19 protein-coding genes, 1 tRNA gene and 1 riboswitch are annotated in these 17,558 nt (G+C 24.1%); of the genes, 14 read left to right on the plus strand and 6 right to left on the minus strand.

What is annotated here, in order from left to right:
• Positions 1-46 precede the first annotated feature (46 nt).
• Positions 47-262: a hypothetical protein gene (locus AAHM78_RS06675; RefSeq protein WP_342254762.1), complete on the plus strand. Its 216-nt coding sequence runs from the start codon at positions 47-49 to the stop codon at positions 260-262.
• Here the strand turns inward: AAHM78_RS06675 and AAHM78_RS06680 are convergent.
• A complete protein-coding gene (locus tag AAHM78_RS06680; protein ID WP_342255056.1) occupies positions 259-633 on the minus strand; it encodes a transposase family protein in 375 nt (124 codons plus the stop codon). The two genes, AAHM78_RS06675 and AAHM78_RS06680, sit on opposite strands and share 4 nt — an antisense overlap.
• A gap of 50 nt (positions 634-683) precedes the next feature.
• Entirely contained in the window at positions 684-1,076 is a 393-nt protein-coding gene (locus AAHM78_RS06685; protein ID WP_342253780.1) for a transposase family protein, read from the minus strand.
• Between the two features lie 396 nt (positions 1,077-1,472).
• Positions 1,473-1,638, plus strand: a riboswitch (cobalamin riboswitch).
• Positions 1,639-1,795: 157 nt separating this feature from the next.
• On the opposite strand from AAHM78_RS06685, the gene nrdF reads away from it, so the two are divergent.
• From nrdF to AAHM78_RS06740, 11 genes are all read left to right on the plus strand, one after another.
• Positions 1,796-2,815, plus strand: coding sequence for a class 1b ribonucleoside-diphosphate reductase subunit beta (gene nrdF / locus AAHM78_RS06690; protein WP_342254763.1), 1,020 nt, complete (start codon positions 1,796-1,798; stop codon positions 2,813-2,815).
• Positions 2,816-2,832: 17 nt separating this feature from the next.
• Entirely contained in the window at positions 2,833-5,439 is a 2,607-nt protein-coding gene (gene nrdE / locus AAHM78_RS06695) for a class 1b ribonucleoside-diphosphate reductase subunit alpha (protein WP_342254764.1), read from the plus strand.
• 190 nt (positions 5,440-5,629) lie between these two features.
• Positions 5,630-5,720, plus strand: a tRNA-Ser gene (locus AAHM78_RS06700).
• Positions 5,721-5,821: 101 nt separating this feature from the next.
• Positions 5,822-7,345 carry a cardiolipin synthase gene (gene cls, locus AAHM78_RS06705; protein WP_342254765.1) on the plus strand — a complete coding sequence of 508 codons (1,524 nt, stop codon included), beginning with the start codon at positions 5,822-5,824 and terminating at the stop codon, positions 7,343-7,345.
• 50 nt (positions 7,346-7,395) lie between these two features.
• Complete coding sequence (locus AAHM78_RS06710; RefSeq protein ID WP_342254766.1) at positions 7,396-8,097, plus strand: acetyltransferase; 702 nt, start codon at positions 7,396-7,398, stop codon at positions 8,095-8,097.
• Positions 8,098-8,111: 14 nt separating this feature from the next.
• A complete protein-coding gene (locus tag AAHM78_RS06715) occupies positions 8,112-9,896 on the plus strand; it encodes a hypothetical protein (protein ID WP_342254767.1) in 1,785 nt (594 codons plus the stop codon).
• Between the two features lie 6 nt (positions 9,897-9,902).
• Positions 9,903-11,354, plus strand: a complete 1,452-nt coding sequence (gene proS / locus AAHM78_RS06720) for a proline--tRNA ligase (RefSeq protein WP_342254768.1) — start codon at positions 9,903-9,905, stop codon at positions 11,352-11,354.
• Between the two features lie 75 nt (positions 11,355-11,429).
• Complete coding sequence (locus AAHM78_RS06725) at positions 11,430-11,786, plus strand: MG284/MPN403 family protein (RefSeq protein ID WP_342254769.1); 357 nt, start codon at positions 11,430-11,432, stop codon at positions 11,784-11,786.
• 9 nt (positions 11,787-11,795) lie between these two features.
• Positions 11,796-13,028 carry a hypothetical protein gene (locus AAHM78_RS06730; RefSeq protein WP_342254770.1) on the plus strand — a complete coding sequence of 411 codons (1,233 nt, stop codon included), beginning with the start codon at positions 11,796-11,798 and terminating at the stop codon, positions 13,026-13,028.
• Between the two features lie 33 nt (positions 13,029-13,061).
• Positions 13,062-13,454: a transposase family protein gene (locus AAHM78_RS06735; protein ID WP_342253640.1), complete on the plus strand. Its 393-nt coding sequence runs from the start codon at positions 13,062-13,064 to the stop codon at positions 13,452-13,454.
• Between the two features lie 59 nt (positions 13,455-13,513).
• Positions 13,514-13,879, plus strand: a complete 366-nt coding sequence (locus tag AAHM78_RS06740; RefSeq protein ID WP_342254992.1) for a transposase family protein — start codon at positions 13,514-13,516, stop codon at positions 13,877-13,879.
• Here AAHM78_RS06740 and AAHM78_RS06745 read toward each other — a convergent pair.
• The 3 genes from AAHM78_RS06745 to AAHM78_RS06755 all read right to left on the minus strand — a co-directional run bounded on the left by AAHM78_RS06745 (position 13,871) and on the right by AAHM78_RS06755 (position 15,312).
• Positions 13,871-14,404 carry a glycerophosphodiester phosphodiesterase family protein gene (locus AAHM78_RS06745; protein WP_342254771.1) on the minus strand — a complete coding sequence of 178 codons (534 nt, stop codon included), beginning with the start codon at positions 14,402-14,404 and terminating at the stop codon, positions 13,871-13,873. The genes AAHM78_RS06740 and AAHM78_RS06745 overlap by 9 nt on opposite strands.
• 152 nt (positions 14,405-14,556) lie before the next feature.
• Entirely contained in the window at positions 14,557-14,811 is a 255-nt protein-coding gene (locus AAHM78_RS06750; RefSeq protein WP_342254772.1) for a hypothetical protein, read from the minus strand.
• Between the two features lie 240 nt (positions 14,812-15,051).
• Positions 15,052-15,312 carry a hypothetical protein gene (locus tag AAHM78_RS06755; protein ID WP_342252970.1) on the minus strand — a complete coding sequence of 87 codons (261 nt, stop codon included), beginning with the start codon at positions 15,310-15,312 and terminating at the stop codon, positions 15,052-15,054.
• 251 nt (positions 15,313-15,563) lie between these two features.
• On the opposite strand from AAHM78_RS06755, the gene AAHM78_RS06760 reads away from it, so the two are divergent.
• The gene (locus AAHM78_RS06760) at positions 15,564-16,280 is read left to right on the plus strand and encodes an IS1595 family transposase (RefSeq protein ID WP_342254773.1); all 717 of its coding nucleotides are present in this window, start codon (positions 15,564-15,566) and stop codon (positions 16,278-16,280) included.
• Between the two features lie 42 nt (positions 16,281-16,322).
• Here AAHM78_RS06760 and AAHM78_RS06765 read toward each other — a convergent pair whose 3' ends face one another.
• Positions 16,323-16,964, minus strand: coding sequence for an IS1/IS1595 family N-terminal zinc-binding domain-containing protein (locus AAHM78_RS06765; RefSeq protein ID WP_342254774.1), 642 nt, complete (start codon positions 16,962-16,964; stop codon positions 16,323-16,325).
• A 243-nt stretch (positions 16,965-17,207) separates the two neighbouring features.
• On the opposite strand from AAHM78_RS06765, the gene AAHM78_RS06770 reads away from it, so the two are divergent.
• Positions 17,208-17,528 (plus strand): transposase family protein, encoded by a 321-nt coding sequence (locus AAHM78_RS06770; RefSeq protein ID WP_342254775.1) that lies wholly within the window; start codon positions 17,208-17,210, stop codon positions 17,526-17,528.
• The last annotated feature ends 30 nt before the right edge of the window (positions 17,529-17,558 follow it).

The following is a 17,558-nucleotide window of genomic DNA, read 5'->3' on the forward strand; positions in this document are numbered from 1 at the left end:
TTTCTTTTCTTAATTATAGAACTAACACAATTTAATTTTTATATAAGTGTCCTTTTTAATTTTACAATTAAAGATTCGTAATAAAATACACCAAAAATTAATTGTTATTGATTGTGCAGTATTATTTAATGCAAATTTAAATTTATTAGTTGATAAAATTATTTTAATTGAGGCTGAAGAAGATAAAAAAATCCAACGAATAAAAGAACGTGATAATGTTAATGATTTACAAGTTATTTCATTAGACTTGGTGCAAAACTAAGGTAATTCAAAATTATATATTCCTGCTATTAAATTAAATCTTAATGCAAATCTTCGTATTTTATTGCGATATTTTAAACTTAAAATTTTAAAACGTTTTAGTTTAGCAAATACGTGTTCAATTTTAATTCTAATTTTACTTAAAGTTTTATTGTATTCTTTTTGAATTGGTGTTAATTGATTGTATTTACTTTTTTTAAATGGCAAAAATGTATTTTTATGAATATTTTGTATACCTTGATAACCTGAATCAACAAAAACTTGTTTTTCTGGATGAATAAAAGTTTTAGATTTTAGAAGCAATTTAAAATCATGAATGCTTCCAAAACAAAAAGCAGTTGAAATCATTTTTTCATTGGAAATATCAATAATTATTTGGGATTTGAGAGAATGATGTTTATTTTTACCTGAAAAAAGTAATTTTAGTTTTTTTTAATTCTTTCAATTGGAGTTTCAGTAGCATCAATAGCTAACAAATTATTATTAGTACCTTTATTTTTTGTTAAATCTTTTTTTCAAGGTAAATTAAAAATTCCGCTTTTTATTAAAATATTTTCAATTCAAAAAATATTACGAATGCAACTAGTATGACTAATATTATATCTTTTTGCAATAACTCTATAACTACTATAGTCTTTTCAATATTCTAAAGTCATTAATAAACGCTCTTCAATTACAATTTTATTTTTTCTACAACCATAATATTTTTGTTTAGACTCAGCAATTTTTAAAATTTCAAGCATTTTATAAAATGTTTGTGGCTTTATGCCGACTAAACTATAAAATTCTTGATCATCTTTATATTTTTTCAACATAATAACTATCACCTTTAATATTAATAATAATCGTTAAATTGTTAAAATTAAAGGTTTTGCACCAAGTCTATTATTAAATCAACAAAAAAAATATTTAATTTTAAATAAAGATATTGATTTTATTGTTAAAAATAACGGTACTATTAATGATTTTATTAAACAATTACAAAAAGTTGAAAAAAAGTTATTAACAAATAAAGTATAAAGATTAATGTTTTTTTACTTTAAAAAACAACAGTAAAGAATATATTAAATTATTTTTGTATATTAAAATGAAAATTTTCATAATAAAAAAATTAAGAATAATTTTAAAATAGTTGAGGTTAAAAAAATACATATTAATGTATTTATAAATTACCAAAATTGTTTTTCTTGTAGTAGAATATTTATACAACTAAATAACAAGGAACTTTAGATGTTCGGGAAAAAGATGAGAATTCTTTGCTGCCCCAGCAACTGTGATGTTGATGAACGTTACAAAACCATTGAAGATAAAACTTTGAGCAGGGTAACAAGTAAAATGAAACTAAGCCAATAGACCGGTCTAATTTTTTAAGTGATATTATATTCCTGGGTGTGAATTAATGATTATTTTTAATAATTACTTTTATTTTTTAATATTTGTAATTTTAATAAAGTAATTTTTAATAACGACAACATCCTTTATATAATATAGGGGATGTTTTTAGTTGTGTAATTAAGTAGAGGGGTAATAATAAATGGCAAAAGATAACAAATATTTTCAACAATCACAGTCACCATTAGAATATATTATGAAAAATTTTAATGGAAAAATGCGGTCTGTAAATTGAAATGTAATCAATGATGAAAAAGATTTAGAGGTTTGAAACCGTATTACTCAAAATTTTTGGTTACCAGAAAAAATTCCTGTTTCTAATGACTTAACTTCTTGAAAAACATTAAATCCAAAATGACAAGAGTTAATAACAAGAACATTTACAGGTTTAACTTTATTAGATACAATTCAGGCAACAGTTGGTGATATCGCACAAATACCGAATTCTTTAACTGATCATGAACAAGTTATTTACACAAATTTTGCTTTTATGGTAGCAGTTCATGCTCGATCATACGGAACAATTTTTTCAACTTTATGTTCTAGTGAGCAGATTGAATCTGCTCATGAATGAGTGATTAATAATGAAAGTTTACAAGCCAGAGCACGTGCACTAATTCCTTATTATACAAGTTATGATCCTTTAAAATCCAAAGTAGCTGCCTCTTTAATGCCGGGTTTTTTATTATATGGTGGTTTTTATTTACCATTTTATTTATCTGCTCGTAGTAAATTACCTAATACTTCAGATATTATTAGATTAATTTTACGTGATAAAGTTATTCATAATTATTATAGTGGCTATAAATATCAAAGAAAAGTTGAAAAGTTACCAAAAGAAAAACAAGAAGAAATGAAAAAATTTGTATTTGATTTATTGTTTAAATTAATTGATTTAGAAAAGCAATATTTAACAGAATTATATCAAGAATTTAATTTAGCTGAAGATGCTATTAAGTTTAGTTTATATAATGCTGGTAAGTTTTTACAAAATTTAGGATATGATTCACCTTTTAGTGAAGAACAAACAAGAATTAAGCCAGAAATTTTTAATCAATTATCAGCTCGAGCTGATGAAAATCACGATTTCTTTTCAGGTAATGGTTCATCTTATGTAATGGGCATTACTGTAGAAACGCAAGATGAAGATTGAGAATTTTAATTTTAAAGGAGAAAAAAATGCATAATGATGTTGTAAAAGTTTCAAACCAAAAAATATTAAAGCCAGAAGGAAAAATTCATGTTGTTTATTTTTCTTCTTTGTCAAATAATACTCATCGTTTTATTCAAAAATTAGAGGTTTTAAATTCAAGAATTCCTCACGATCTACAAGAGGAAATTTTAGTTGATAAAGATTATGTGTTAATAACACCAACATATAGTGGGGGTGGTGATATTAAAGAAGGGGCGGTTCCTAAACAGGTAATTAAATTTTTAAATAATAAGCAAAATCGTAATTTTTGTCGTGGTGTTATTGCGTCGGGGAATACTAATTTTGGTGATACTTTTGCAATTGCCGGGCCAATTCTTTCAAAAAAATTAAATGTCCCACTATTATTTCAATTTGAATTATTAGGAACTAATAATGATGTATCAACAATAAAAAATATATTAGTAGATTTTTGAGATAAAGATAAAAAAAATACCAATGAAATAAATACTTTATCCGGAACTTTAGAAAGTGATGAATATGTTACTTTAAATGCTAGAGCAAAAACCACTAATAATGCACAATTTGATTTGCAAGCAGCACAATCTTATATGAAAAATCATATTAAACCAAATTTATTGCTTTTTAAAACCGTTAAAGAAAGAATAGAATATTTAGTAAAAAATCAATATTATGATGAAACAATAATTAATAAATATTCAATTACGGAAATTGAACGATTAACAAATGAAGCATACAGTTTTAATTATCAGTTTACGAGTTTTATGGGTATTTTAAAATTTTATAATTCTTATGCTTTAAAAAGTTTTAATGGTAAACAATATTTAGAAAATTATGAAGATAGAGTTGTTATGAATAGTTTATTTTTCGCTGATGGTAATATTGAACATGCTAGTAAAATTTTAAGACAAATTATGTCTGGTAGATTTCAACCAGCTACTCCCACATTTTTAAATGCAGGAAAAAAACAAAGAGGTGAATACACTTCATGTTATCTTTTACGAATTGAAGATAACATGGAATCAATTGCTCGCGCTATTACTACTTCATTACAGTTATCAAAACGTGGTGGTGGAGTTGCTTTGTGTTTAACAAATTTAAGAGAATTTGGAGCTCCAATTAAAAATATTAAAAATCAAGCAACAGGCGTTATCCCGGTTATGAAAATTCTTGAAGATTCATTTTCATATGCTAATCAACTAGGTCAAAGACAAGGTGCTGGGGCAGTTTATTTAAATGTTCATCATCCAGATATTATGTTATTTTTAGATTCAAAGCGTGAAAATGCAGATGAAAAAATTCGTATTAAATCAATGTCTTTAGGAGTAGTTATTCCTGATATTACTTTTGAATTAGCAAAAAACAATGAACAGATGGCACTTTTTAGTCCTTATGATATTGCAAAAGTTTATGGTAAAGCAATGACAGATATTTCTGTTACTAAAGAGTATTATAATATGTTAAAAAACCCTGATATTAGTAAAAATTTTATTAGTGCTCGCAAATTATTTCAAATGATTGCTGAATTACATTTTGAAAGTGGATATCCTTATTTATTATTTGATGATACAGTAAATAAAAATAATGCTCATCCCGGTAGAATTGTTATGAGTAATTTGTGCAGTGAAATTATTCAAGTAAGTACAGCTAGTGAATTTAATAGTGATTTAAGTTTTAAAGAAATTGGTGAAGATATTAGTTGTAATTTAGGAAGTATTAATATTGCAAAAGTAATGGAAAGTGGAAGTGAATTTGGTGAGGTTATTTTTCAAGCAATTCATTCATTAGACCACGTATCAAGAAGTAGTGATTTTTCTAGTGCTCCGTCAGTTGCATATGGAAATAAAAAAAATCATGCTTTGGGTTTAGGCGCTATGAATTTACATGGATTTTTAGCAACAAATCATATTTTTTATGATTCAAAAGAAGCAATTGATTTTACTAATATTTTCTTTTATGTTATGGCTTATCATGCTTTTAGTGCTTCAAATAAATTAGCATTAAAATTTGGAAGTTTTGGTGGATTTAAAAATTCAAAATTTGCTGATGGTTCATATTTTGATAAATATATAAAATGTCAGTCAGATAAATGAACTCCTGAAACAAAAAAAATACAAGAATTATTTACAAAATATAACATTATGATTCCAACTCATAAGCAATGGAAAGAATTAGTAATAAAAATTAAAGAAACGGGATTGGCTAATTCACATTTAATGGCAGTAGCACCCACTGGTTCAATTAGTTATTTATCTTCGTGTACACCAAGTCTACAACCAGTAGTCGCTCCTGTTGAGGTACGAAAAGAAGGGAAATTAGGTCGTGTTTATGTTCCTGCTTATAAGATTGATGATAATAATTTATCATATTACACTGAAGGTGGATATGAATTAGGTCCTAATCCAATTATTGATATTGTAGCAGCTGCACAACAGCACGTTGATCAAGCAATTTCTTTAACTTTATTTATTACTGATAAAGCGACAACTCGTGATTTAAATAAAGCTTATATTAGAGCCTTTAAAAAAGGTTGTTCATCAATTTATTATGTTCGTATTCGTCAAGAGGTTTTAGAGGATAGTGAAAATTATCAATGCAATGTTTGTGTTGTATAAATTAAATAGTAGTTTCAAGTAAAAAAATAAATTTGTAACAAATTTAGTAATATATTATTTATTTAATTTAAAAAATAGTGAAATTTTATTTTGGAATATAGGATTTTTTAAAAAAAATTAAAAAATACATAGTAAATTTTAAAATTAAAGTTATAATAATAATTGTAAAAAAAATAATTATTATAACTTTGGAGTGGTACTCAAGAGGCTGAAGAGGACTGATTGCTAATCAGTTAGGACGGGAAACTGTCGCGAGAGTTCGAATCTCTCCCATTCCGCCATTATTTAAAAAGCATTAATTGCTTTTTTTTACTTTTAAATAATAAATTTATTAATAATTAGATATAATTTAATAAAGAAATCTTTATATTAAGGAGAAATCATGCGTAAACGAGTAAACTTACTTTTATCATTAATCTTATATATTGCTTTGATTGCAACACTAGTTTTTGTTATATTTAATTATATTAAATATTCATGAATTATTTTGATGATAATTATTACTTTAACTATTTTAACTGGTATTATTATTTTCATTACCAATCGTATGCAAGATGCAAAACTATCATGAATTATGGTTACCTTATGTTTGCCAATCATCGGTATTTTTTTATATTGAACTTTTGGTCGTCCTTATCGTTATCGACGAAAACAAAAAGCTTATTTAAAAACAAATAGTTATTTTTATACCCAAGAAGATTGAACTTTTGCTAATTCAATTTTAGAATCAAAAAAAATAACTTTGAGTGAGGATACTTTATCTTTATTTAACTATACAACAAGAATTTCTCATCGACCATTTTATAATAATACTGATGTTCAAATTTTAAATAATGGTCCTAATAAATTTGTTAAATTAATTGAAGATTTAAAACAAGCAAAAAGTTATATTTTTATTAATTATTTTATTCTTGGTGAAGGGGAGTTATTAGAAGTAATTATTAATGTTTTAAAAGCAAGGATTGAAGCAGGAGTTAAAGTTTATATGATTTATGATGCTGTTGGTTCATATTTTAGTTTATCAAAATATAAAATATGAAAAATGAAAAAAATGGGAATTATTATTCATAAATTTTCACCAGTTAGATTACCATTTATGACAGGAAATTATAATTTTCGTAATCATCGTAAAGATATTATTATTGATGGGAATATTGGCTATGCTGGTGGAGTTAACTTAGCAGATAACTATATTTATCTTTCTGCAAAGTATGGCTTTTGAAGAGATACCCAAATTAGAATTGTTGGGGAAGCCGTTAAATCAATTGATTTAATATTTAGACAAGATTGGCATTTTATTACTGGTAATATTCTTGATATTAGTGCTGAAAAATCTGAAATAAAAATTAAAAATAATATTATTGTCCAAGTAATTGATGATGGGCCAATTACTAAAGAAACAATTCAAAAAGATTTATTTATTAAATTTATTAGTAATGCTAAAAAGCGAGTTTGAATTAGTACTCCTTATTTAATTCCAACTAGCGATTTAATTACTGCATTGCGTAATAGTGCTTATTCTGGTGTTGATGTTAGATTATCATTACCCGGAATTACTGATAAATTTTTATCATTAGATATGTCAAGAACTTATTATGATTCATTGATTGAGTCAGGTGTTAAAATTTACGAATATAATAATGTTTTTAACCATTCTAAGTCTGGTATTTTTGATGATGATATTACTATTATTGGTTCAACTAATCTTGATTATCGTAGTCTTTATTCAGATCATCAAACTTTAGTAATTGTTTATGATAGTAAAACAAATAGTGATTTATCGGCTTCATTTGAAAAAGATTTTATTCATTCTAGTTTAATTATTAGTAATCCACTACTACATCGTAGTTTTGCCTATCGGGGTGTATTTTTATTATTGCTTAGAATTTTAGCGCCATTATTTTAAAAAAATTTAGTATAATTAGGTAAATATTAATAATAAGGTGGTCATAATTTATGGGTTGAAGTCGACGAATTAAAAAAATTAAAGAATATTTTAGTGATGAAAATCAACCTAATTTGGATATTTATAAATTATCAGAAGACAATGAAAAAAAAACTCCTTTTTTTAATAGGTTTAAAAAACAAAAAAAATCTAATAAATCTTCTATTTTAACGAATAATAAAAAACGTAATAATATTTTTTTAAATTTTAGAAGAAGATCAACTATTCAAATTATTAAACATTTAGAAAATAAAAATATTTTTAACTTATTTTTTTATACTGATGTTAGTAATATTACTTTAATATTAGAACAAGGAATTAAACCTTCTTCACAAATTAAATTATTGCCAAAGCAAGAATATATTGTTTGAACTTATTTAGAACATGCTACTTATTTAGAATTAGAGTTAGGTAATTCAACACGTCATTTTTTTTGAAAGTGATGTGCAGAGCAAAATGTTGATGTTAATAAAATAGCTATTATTTCTGTTGATATTCATAAATTATTTCAAAGCACTACTAAAGATTGAGGTTTAAATGTTGATACTAATCGTGTTCAAATATATGAAACAATTCCTGTTGAAGCTATTGATTGAATTTTGGTTAAAGATCGCAAAATGTTTCGTTTAGCTAAATTATATATTGATAATCAAAGACTAAAGTTAAAACTTTTCCAAGGAAATAATGGTAATATTACTTTAGGCTCTGATTAAATGGAGGTAAAATTATGCGTTGATCTGCAATTGTAATTATTGCTTTAATTCCTTTTATGACAATAATAATTATTTTATTTATACGTTTAAATCATCGTAATAATCAATATTATAATGTTATCCATGGTGATTTGTTGAGTTTAGTTCCATTGAAAATTGATTTAAAAAATGAAATTATTACTTTTTCTGAACGCTTAGAAGTTTTAAATCGTAAAAAACGAATTTCATTATTTGTATTTAAATCAATGATGAATCGTAAAACTAAAGTAAAAATTGAAATTTTTATTCAAGATTTATTAGTCAATAAAGTTCCGTTTGAGCCGTGTCATTTTTCGGTTTCCTTTCAATTAGGAAGTAAAGTTATTGTTTATGATTTATCAATTGATTATTTTGATAATAATAATAAAGTTTTGTATGGTCAAATGCAAAGTAATATTCGTTATAATCGTTTTGCTATTTCACAAGCAATTATTTTACAACAAAATGAGTTAACAGTGGTAAAGTCAGTTTTTGTACAAACTATTTTAGATAATTTTAGTCAAAAAAAATATAATAAAAAAATAAATAGTCAATTTGAATATATGATTTTAATAAAAATAAAAAATTATTTAGCATTAGAAAATATTTTAACTGTTAATAATATTGAACGAATGGAATTATTAATTTCATATTATAGTAAAATAACTTTAGGATTAGATAATACTATTATTTGTAAATATTATGATGGTCATTTTTTAATTTATTCTAGAAATAAGAAAATAAATTTATATCGATTCCAAAAAAAAATAAATAGTTATATTAAACGTAATTTAGTAGAAAAAAGTAGTTATTTGCAGATTCAAAGTCAAATATTATGTGTTTATGCTTCAGTAAAAACTGATGCTTCAAATGTCTATATATTATATAATAAAATTATTGATAAGAATCAATTAGAAGTAGTACAAAGTAGAGACTTAATTGAAATCAAATTGAAGACAAATGATATTTTAAATTATCCCGATTATAATCATTATTCACTTCTACAATCAGAACAAATGGAAAAATTATTAAGTGTTAGTATTAGACCAGTATATAAAAGTGATAATTCAAATGAGCCACATTGTTACTATGCTTGATGAAATTTTGTTAAAAATTCTTATTATGTTTCGTTTATTGTTTTGATGCGTAATATTCAAGATTCGGGATTGTGATGAAAAGTAAATGAGCCTTTATTTATTCAAACATTTGAAAAATTTGCGAAATTAAAACAAGAAAAAAACCTTATTCTTCCTGTTAGTTTAATTGAGTTACAAGATAAAACTATTTTAACAAAGTTAATTGCTCTTGTTAATAAGAGAAAAAATCTTTTTGAAAATTGTGATTTAATTTTTGATTTTCAAGATATTGGTGAAATTAATAGTTGGAATAAGTATGATTCAATTATTAAAACTATTCGTAGTAATAAAATAAAAATTTCTTTTACTCATGATTTACGTCATATTGATAATTTTAAATTAATTAATCATTTTAAACCTGATTATGTAGTTTTAACTTCTAATTTATTAGAACAAGTTACTTTTAGTTTTAGTAAATATATTGATGTTATTATTTGTTTGCATTATTTAAGAATTTTAGGTATTAAAAATATTTTAGCTCGTGGTATTATTAACGTTCCTGAAATTATTGTTTTAAAAGGATTAAAGGTTGACTATTTACTAGGAAAAGTATTAGAATCAGAACAAGCAAATAAAGTGCTAGATGCTTTAAATTACCCAAATTATTGGAAGTGACATAAAAGTCAATCAACGAAAGGTGAATAGAACATTATGAATAATGCAAAGAATAAAAATATTACAGCAAGAGAGATTGATTTTGCCAAATGATATACTGATGTTATTAAGCAAGCAGAACTTTGTGATTATGGCGCAGAAAATGGTTCAGCAGCCGGTACCATTATTTTTCGTCCTCGCGGATATGCAATTTGAGAAAATATTCAACATTTATTAAATCAAAGATTTAAAATTTTAAATATTGAAAATGTAATGCTACCGCTTTTAATTAGTCAAAAAGCATTTCAAGTTGAAAAAGATCATATTGAGGGTTTGGCACCAGAATGTGCAACTGTAACTAAAGTTGGAAATAATCAATTATCAGAGGAACTAATTATTCGTCCTACTTCAGAAGTTTTATTTTGTCGTCATTTTTCAAAAATAATTAGTTCATATAAACAATTACCGTTATTATATAATCAATGATGTAATGTTGTTAGATGAGAAAAAAATACAAAACCATTTTTAAGAACTAGTGAATTTTTATGACAAGAAGGACATACAATGCATAATAACGATGAAGAAGCAAAAAACTTTACATTAAAAATGATTAAGTTGTATGCTGATTTTGTTGAAAAACAATTAGCAATTAAAGTTATTGTTGGTGCAAAAACAATTCACGAACGTTTTGCTGGAGCAAAAATGACATATACAATTGAAACTTTGCTGCAAGATGGACAAGCATTACAAGCCGGTACTAGTCATTATTTTGGTCAAGAGTTCACAAAGGTATTTAATATTAAATTTAGTAATAAAGACAATAAACAAGAATTGGGATATCAAACATCATGAGGTGTATCGACAAGATTAATTGGTGCTTTAATTATGGCGCATAGCGATGATCTGGGTTTAGTATTGCCATCTACAATTGCACCACATCAGATTATGCTTTTAAATTTATCACCTAAAATTGATAAAGTTAAAATAACTGTTGAAAGAATATTTAAAATTTTAAGTTCTCATTTCCGAGTATTAATAAATGAAGATAATAAAATTTTTTCTTATAAGAAAAGTGAAAGTCAAATTAAAGGTATTCCAATTACTATTGCAATTGGTGAGCAAGAAATTGAAAATCAAGTAATTAAATTAATTTTACGTCATAATTTAGATACTATTGATGTTGAAATTAATAATGAAACACTATTAGTAACAACTATTATTAATCAATTAAATAAATTAAATAAAGATTTATTTAATAATTCACAAAAAAAAATAAATACAAGTTTAAAAGAGTTAACAGATTTCAATGAATATCATAAATTAGTTAAAATTCATAAAGGTTTCTTTATTGTACCTTTTTGTGATCAAATAAAGTGTGAAGAAGAAATTAAAAGTTTAACTGGTACAACATCACGTTGTATTCCTTTAGAACCGTATAAAAAACCAAGTAATTGTTTTAAGTGTCAAACCCCTAATAGTGTCTGAACTTATTTTGCAAGATCATATTAAAATTAGTCAGTTAAATAGAAATAAAATAGAGGAAAGATAATTATTTGTTTTTAAATTATTATTGAGGTGATAATAATGAAAGAACAAATAAGTGCTGATAAGCAACTAATTGCTGCTATTTTTGTTAAATATGAACAAGCAAAATTAACATTAGCAAATAATAATTTTAAAGAAAATTATGTTTTGAAAGAGGATAGTGTTCACTATGCTAATAAGATAGCGATAAATAAGGATTTAAAAAATTATGAAAAACATGTACAAACTGTTGATACAGTTTTAGCATTATTACCAAAAAATGAATATAGTTATATTGTTAGAACGTTCTTAGTTAAATCAAATAAAAATTGATGAAAAAAATATTATCATATCAAAGAATATGAAAAATTAGAAAAAACGGCTATTAAGCGTTTTTTATACTTATATTTAATTTAAGGATATAAAATGAATATTAATAGCATTGATTTATTGAATTCGCGTAGTTTTTTAGAACAAAAGATGAATTTAACGAGTGATGTAAAAAACAGCCCCATTTATGAAAAAGAATTATTTTTAATTCCAAGATTTACAGTGGTTGGCTTTCCAATCCAAACTTTGCAAAAAAGCAGTTATTATTATATTGAACTTCAAATTGTAGAAGCATATAGTTATGATTTTGATATTAACAAAGAACCAAGTGAAGGATTACTTGACGATGTAACGTTTCAATATGATTTGAATTATAGTAATATTAAGCAGGTAAGTGGACAACTTGTGATATCTAAATCAATTAAGTGAGTATTTCTTACTTCTTCATATTTAGAATTACTTGAAAATAATAAACTTGGTCCATATGCTGATATTTCTTTTTTACATATGGTTATGAAAACTTATAAGATAATTTTACCAGCAATAGCAATTAAAAAAGATAATATAAATATTTTAAATTATAGTTTTAATTGTAAAAAACCTAGTAATTTAAAGCAAGTTCGTCATATTAATAATAAACATAATTATGGAACACTTAGTTTTTATTTTAATAGTAATCCACAGTATCAATTACAAATTAAACCAAAAATGTTTATTACAACAAATTTTAATTTGGAAATTAAAAATCCCATTATTTTAACGACAAATTTCTCTGATAAAGGATTTTATCATATTTTTTCTAAAAAGATCATGAAGAACATGATAGTTGGTGGAAAATCAAGATTAGATGAGGTTTTTAAGTTTTCTGGTAATAATATTAATACTGCAAATATGGTGCCAATAAGAATAAAACGTTATATAGTATCACATTTTCCAAAAGTAAAAGATTATTATTATGATGATAAAGAAACAATATTACGTAAAATATTAATATTTAATAATAATTTTGATTTACAACAAAATACATCATTAAATATTAATGAAAATCTATCAAAATTTTATCAAAATAATAAAATAACAGCTTTTTTATTACGTAATAAAAAAAATATTGATGAATATTATTTAGAATTTTATAGTACTATTTATAATAGCATTGTAAATAAAATAGTATTGAATGATGAAATAGGAAAAAATCAATTTGATTTACCAAGATTTGAATGTTTTCACTTTAATATAAATATTCCATTTAATTTTCAAACCTTTTTTAAATATGATATTAATTTAAAATTTATTAGACTTGGTGCAAAACCTTTAATTTTAACAATTTAACGATTATTATTAATATTAAAGGTGATAGTTATTATGTTGAAAAAATATAAAGATGATCCAGAATTTTATAGTTTAGTCGGCATAAAGCCACAAACATTTTATAAAATGCTTGAAATTTTAAAAATTGCTGAGTCTAAACAAAAATATTATGGTGGTAGAAAAAATAAAATTGTAATTGAAGAGCGTTTATTAATGACTTTAGAATATTGAAAAGACTATAGTAGTTATAGAGTTATTGCAAAAAGATATAATATTAGTCATACTAGTTGCATTCGTAATATTTTTTGAATTGAAAATATTTTAATAAAAAGCGGAATTTTTAATTTACCTGGAAAAAAAGATTTAACAAAAAATAAAGGTACTAATAATAATTTGTTAGCTATTGATGCTACTGAAACTCCAATTGAAAGAATTAAAAAAAACTAAAATTACTTTTTTCAGGTAAAAATAAACATCATTCTCTCAAATCCCAAATAATTATTGATATTTCCAATGGAAAAATTATTTCAACTGATTTTTGTTTTGGAAGCATTCATGATTTTAAATTGCTTCTAAAATCTAAAACTTTTATTCATCCAGAAAAACAAGTTTTTGTTGATTCAGGTTATCAAGGTATACAAAATATTCATAAAAATACATTTTTGCCATTTAAAAAAAGTAAATACAATCAATTAACACCAATTCAAAAAGAATACAATAAAACTTTAAGTAAAATTAGAATTAAAATTGAACACGTATTTGCTAAACTAAAACGTTTTAAAATTTTAAGTTTAAAATATCGCAATAAAATACGAAGATTTGCATTAAGATTTAATTTAATAGCAGGAATATATAATTTTGAATTACCTTAGTTTTGCACCAAGTCTACTAAAATCATTTTTATTTTCAAATAAATAACCTTTTTTCATAGGATATTTAATTCTTTGAACAATTTCGTTTAATAACTGGTGATTAAATGAAGAAACCATAATTTCAGCTTTACTTTTTTTTTCTAATTTTTTAATTTCTGAAAAAATAACCATTAATTGATTTGGGGTATATTTACGATTAATTTCTTCTTTAATTTCAACATTAATCATTTGATAATTTTTACTTAATTTTTCAATAAAATCATTAAATAATGGTGGAATTCATTCTTTATTATTTTTAAAAAATTCCAAATTAATAATTTCTTCATATAATAAACTACTAACCTCACTTTTATTATTGGCAATTCTTTCAAATGTATCATCATGAAAAATAATTACTTTATTATCTTTTGTTAATCGAATATCAAACTCTACTGCTTGGCAAATTTTCAAAGCATTTTGGAAATCAATGATTCGATTTTCACCTTCTGTAGAACGAAATCCACGATGTGTCACTAATAATGCCATAAAATAAACACCCCCAATATTCCTATACCTAATTATTTTACACTAGACTTGTTTTGTAATTAAAAAAGTACTTTGTGTTTCCCAGAAATTCAACTATAAAATTTTATTTTTTTAAGTTTAAGTAAAAATTAACAATTAAAATTAATATTTAATTAAGGAATAAATCTCGTTACTGAATTATAATCATAAATATCATTATCTAAATTACTTGCACATAGAATACTATTATTTCATTCAAAGTTTTGTTCTGCTATTTTTTCACTAGGTAACAATTGTTCAATAGATTGATCTAATTCTAAATTATTTGATATATCTTTTATAATTTGTTCATCACACATACCATCAAAAATTAAATTAGATGATAAATTTTCACTACTTAGTACCGAACTTTGTTCTTCATTAGCCATATATTCAAATTCTATTTCCTCTAACAACTTATCTAATGCTGTTTCTTGTGTTTCTGAATAAAGTTGTGATTCTAAAACATCTCATGCAATATTTTTTATTTGTTAACTACACATATCATCACAATTAAAACTGCTTAAATCAAATTTTTTTTTAATTTTCAAAAAAACTCTTGATGAAATAAAAAAAATCATCAACCTGGCCTAAAATTTGATTTTATTTAATTTTGGGATTTATTTTTTTTACAAACTGAAATATAATGCTTCAGATTTTGCATAAGGTGATATTTTATAATGTTGGTATTTAAATTTTCATAAATTGAGGTAATTTTGAATATTGGTAAATCCAATGCCATGATAATGAGTAATAAATTCTTTTAAACTTGATTGTATTTTACTGATATTACTTAAATTTTTATAATTTAATTCTTTATTTTCTTTTGATTTAAATTTCTTGAGAGTACATTTTGTTTGTTTAGCTACTGTATCATATAGTATTTGCATATCACAAACTATAATTGATTTTTCTTCGATAAGCTTAGATGTTAAATTTTCTTGTACTCATTTTTTTGTTAATCTTTTAGTATTTGTTGTTTGAGCATAAATATTTTTAGGAAATTATCCCTGCATGTACTAGTGTGGAGGAAAAAATGAATTGAAATGAATTCAATAGCATATTTCAAACTGAAAACGATTGTTTGAAATATATAGCGAAGTTTAAAATAATGAAATGCATCAGGTGTGCTTCTTCTAGTTTGAATGCTTCTGATTTGAGAAGAATACGATGTTTGAACTGTAACCAAACATTTAGTATTCTTTATGGAACCATTTTTTATAAGTCACATACCCAAATGACATCTTGGTTTTATCTCATCTTTAGATGAATAAACACAAAGCATGGCATACCAGCAACCGATGTTGCAAGGGAATTGGGTGTGACCTATAAAACAGCTTGAAGAATGTGTCATGAAATCAGGACTAGAATTGGAAATCAAGATGCAGGTTTCATTGTTGATGGCACAGCACAGATGGATGAAATGTATCTTTCACATTTAGGTTTTAAAAAACAAGGAAGATCCTTGTTGAATAAAACTTTGATTGTTGGAGTTTATGAGAAAACCAGCAACAAACTAATTGTGAAGGTGCTGAAAAATGCAGATGAAAAAAACCTTTTAAGATTTGCATTGAAACACATTTTTACTGAGTGCTGTCTATTTACGGATTCTTGGAAGGGATATGTAAGTTTCAAAAACTTCTATCCCAAACATGAAATCGTAAATCATGAAGTTGGGTATGTGTCACCAACAGGTGTAAACACAAACCAGATTGAATCAGCATGAAAGCACATCCGACGAACTTTCCGAACACACATAAGAGTTTCAAAGCACAATATTCATTTATATGCAAAAGAATCAGCATATAAATTCAATAACATACCTAGTTTTGAAACTGTAATTTTGTGTTTGATTTAAATACATGCGGGGATAATTTCCTAGGTAGGCTTTTATCTCCATTTATGTGATAAAATTTAAAAATAGTACATAAAGGGATAAAAGCCTATTTTTATTTTCATCAATTGCCATTTCAATACAACAGTTTAAATCTTTAGCATTTTCTTCAATTCATTTTTTTCTTGGATCATCTGGATTTTTGAAATTTCCTTTATGAATTTCTTTGATAAAAGTTTCATCAATTTCAATTCTACCTTTTAATTTTGTGAATGGTTTTTGTGTTTTTGCTAATTGTGATGATTTCATAAATTTTTGTCGATTAAATCATGCTGATGTTTTTGAAATTTTAGCAAATTGAGAAATAGTATAAGCAGATTGACCTAACAATGACAATCAAATTATTCAATCTCATTGTTCATGAGATAAATGACTTCAATGTAAAAAATGATTTCTTAAAGCATCAAAGCTACTTTTACAATCTTTGCATAAATATTTTTGCTTATTATTCTTAAAACCATTTTTTACACATCAATAAGATTTACAATTTGGACATTGAATTCCTTTTTCTTTAAATTTTTTATCAATTGCATCTAATTTTTCTTTTTTCTCAATTTGTTTAATTCTATTTTTAAAATGTCTAATAATTTTTATAAATTCTTCATCTTTTTTGTTTTTTAAAACATCAATTAATTCATTATTAGTCACAAAAAATCACCCCTGATATAAAAATATTACTTTTAATTTTAAATTAAAAGTAATATCAAGATTTTTTGTGAAAATTAAAAAAATTTTGTTTTGAACTAAAAACATAATCAGATTGCAATTCTATTTGTTTTTGCTTTTTTTCTTTATCACGTTGATATCATTTTTTATTATATTAGACTTGGTGCAAAACCTTTAATTTTAACAATTTAACGATTATTATTAATATTAAAGGTGATAGTTATTATGTTGAAAAAATATAAAGATGATCAAGAATTTTATAGTTTAGTCGGCATAAAGCCACAAACATTTTATAAAATGCTTGAAATTTTAAAAATTGCTGAGTCTAAACAAAAATATTATGGTGGTAGAAAAAATAAAATTGTAATTGAAGAGCGTTTATTAATGACTTTAGAATATTGAAAAGACTATAGTAGTTATAGAGTTATTGCAAAAAGATATAATATTAGTCATACTAGTTGCATTCGTAATATTTTTTGAATTGAAAATATTTTAATAAAAAGCGGAATTTTTAATGGCTTTTATCCCTTTATGTACTATTTTTAAATTTTATCACATAAATGGAGATAAAAGCCT

The organism is Spiroplasma endosymbiont of Zeiraphera isertana (genome assembly GCF_964030805.1).
Lineage (GTDB): Bacteria > Bacillota_I > Bacilli_A > Mycoplasmatales > VBWQ01 > Spiroplasma_E.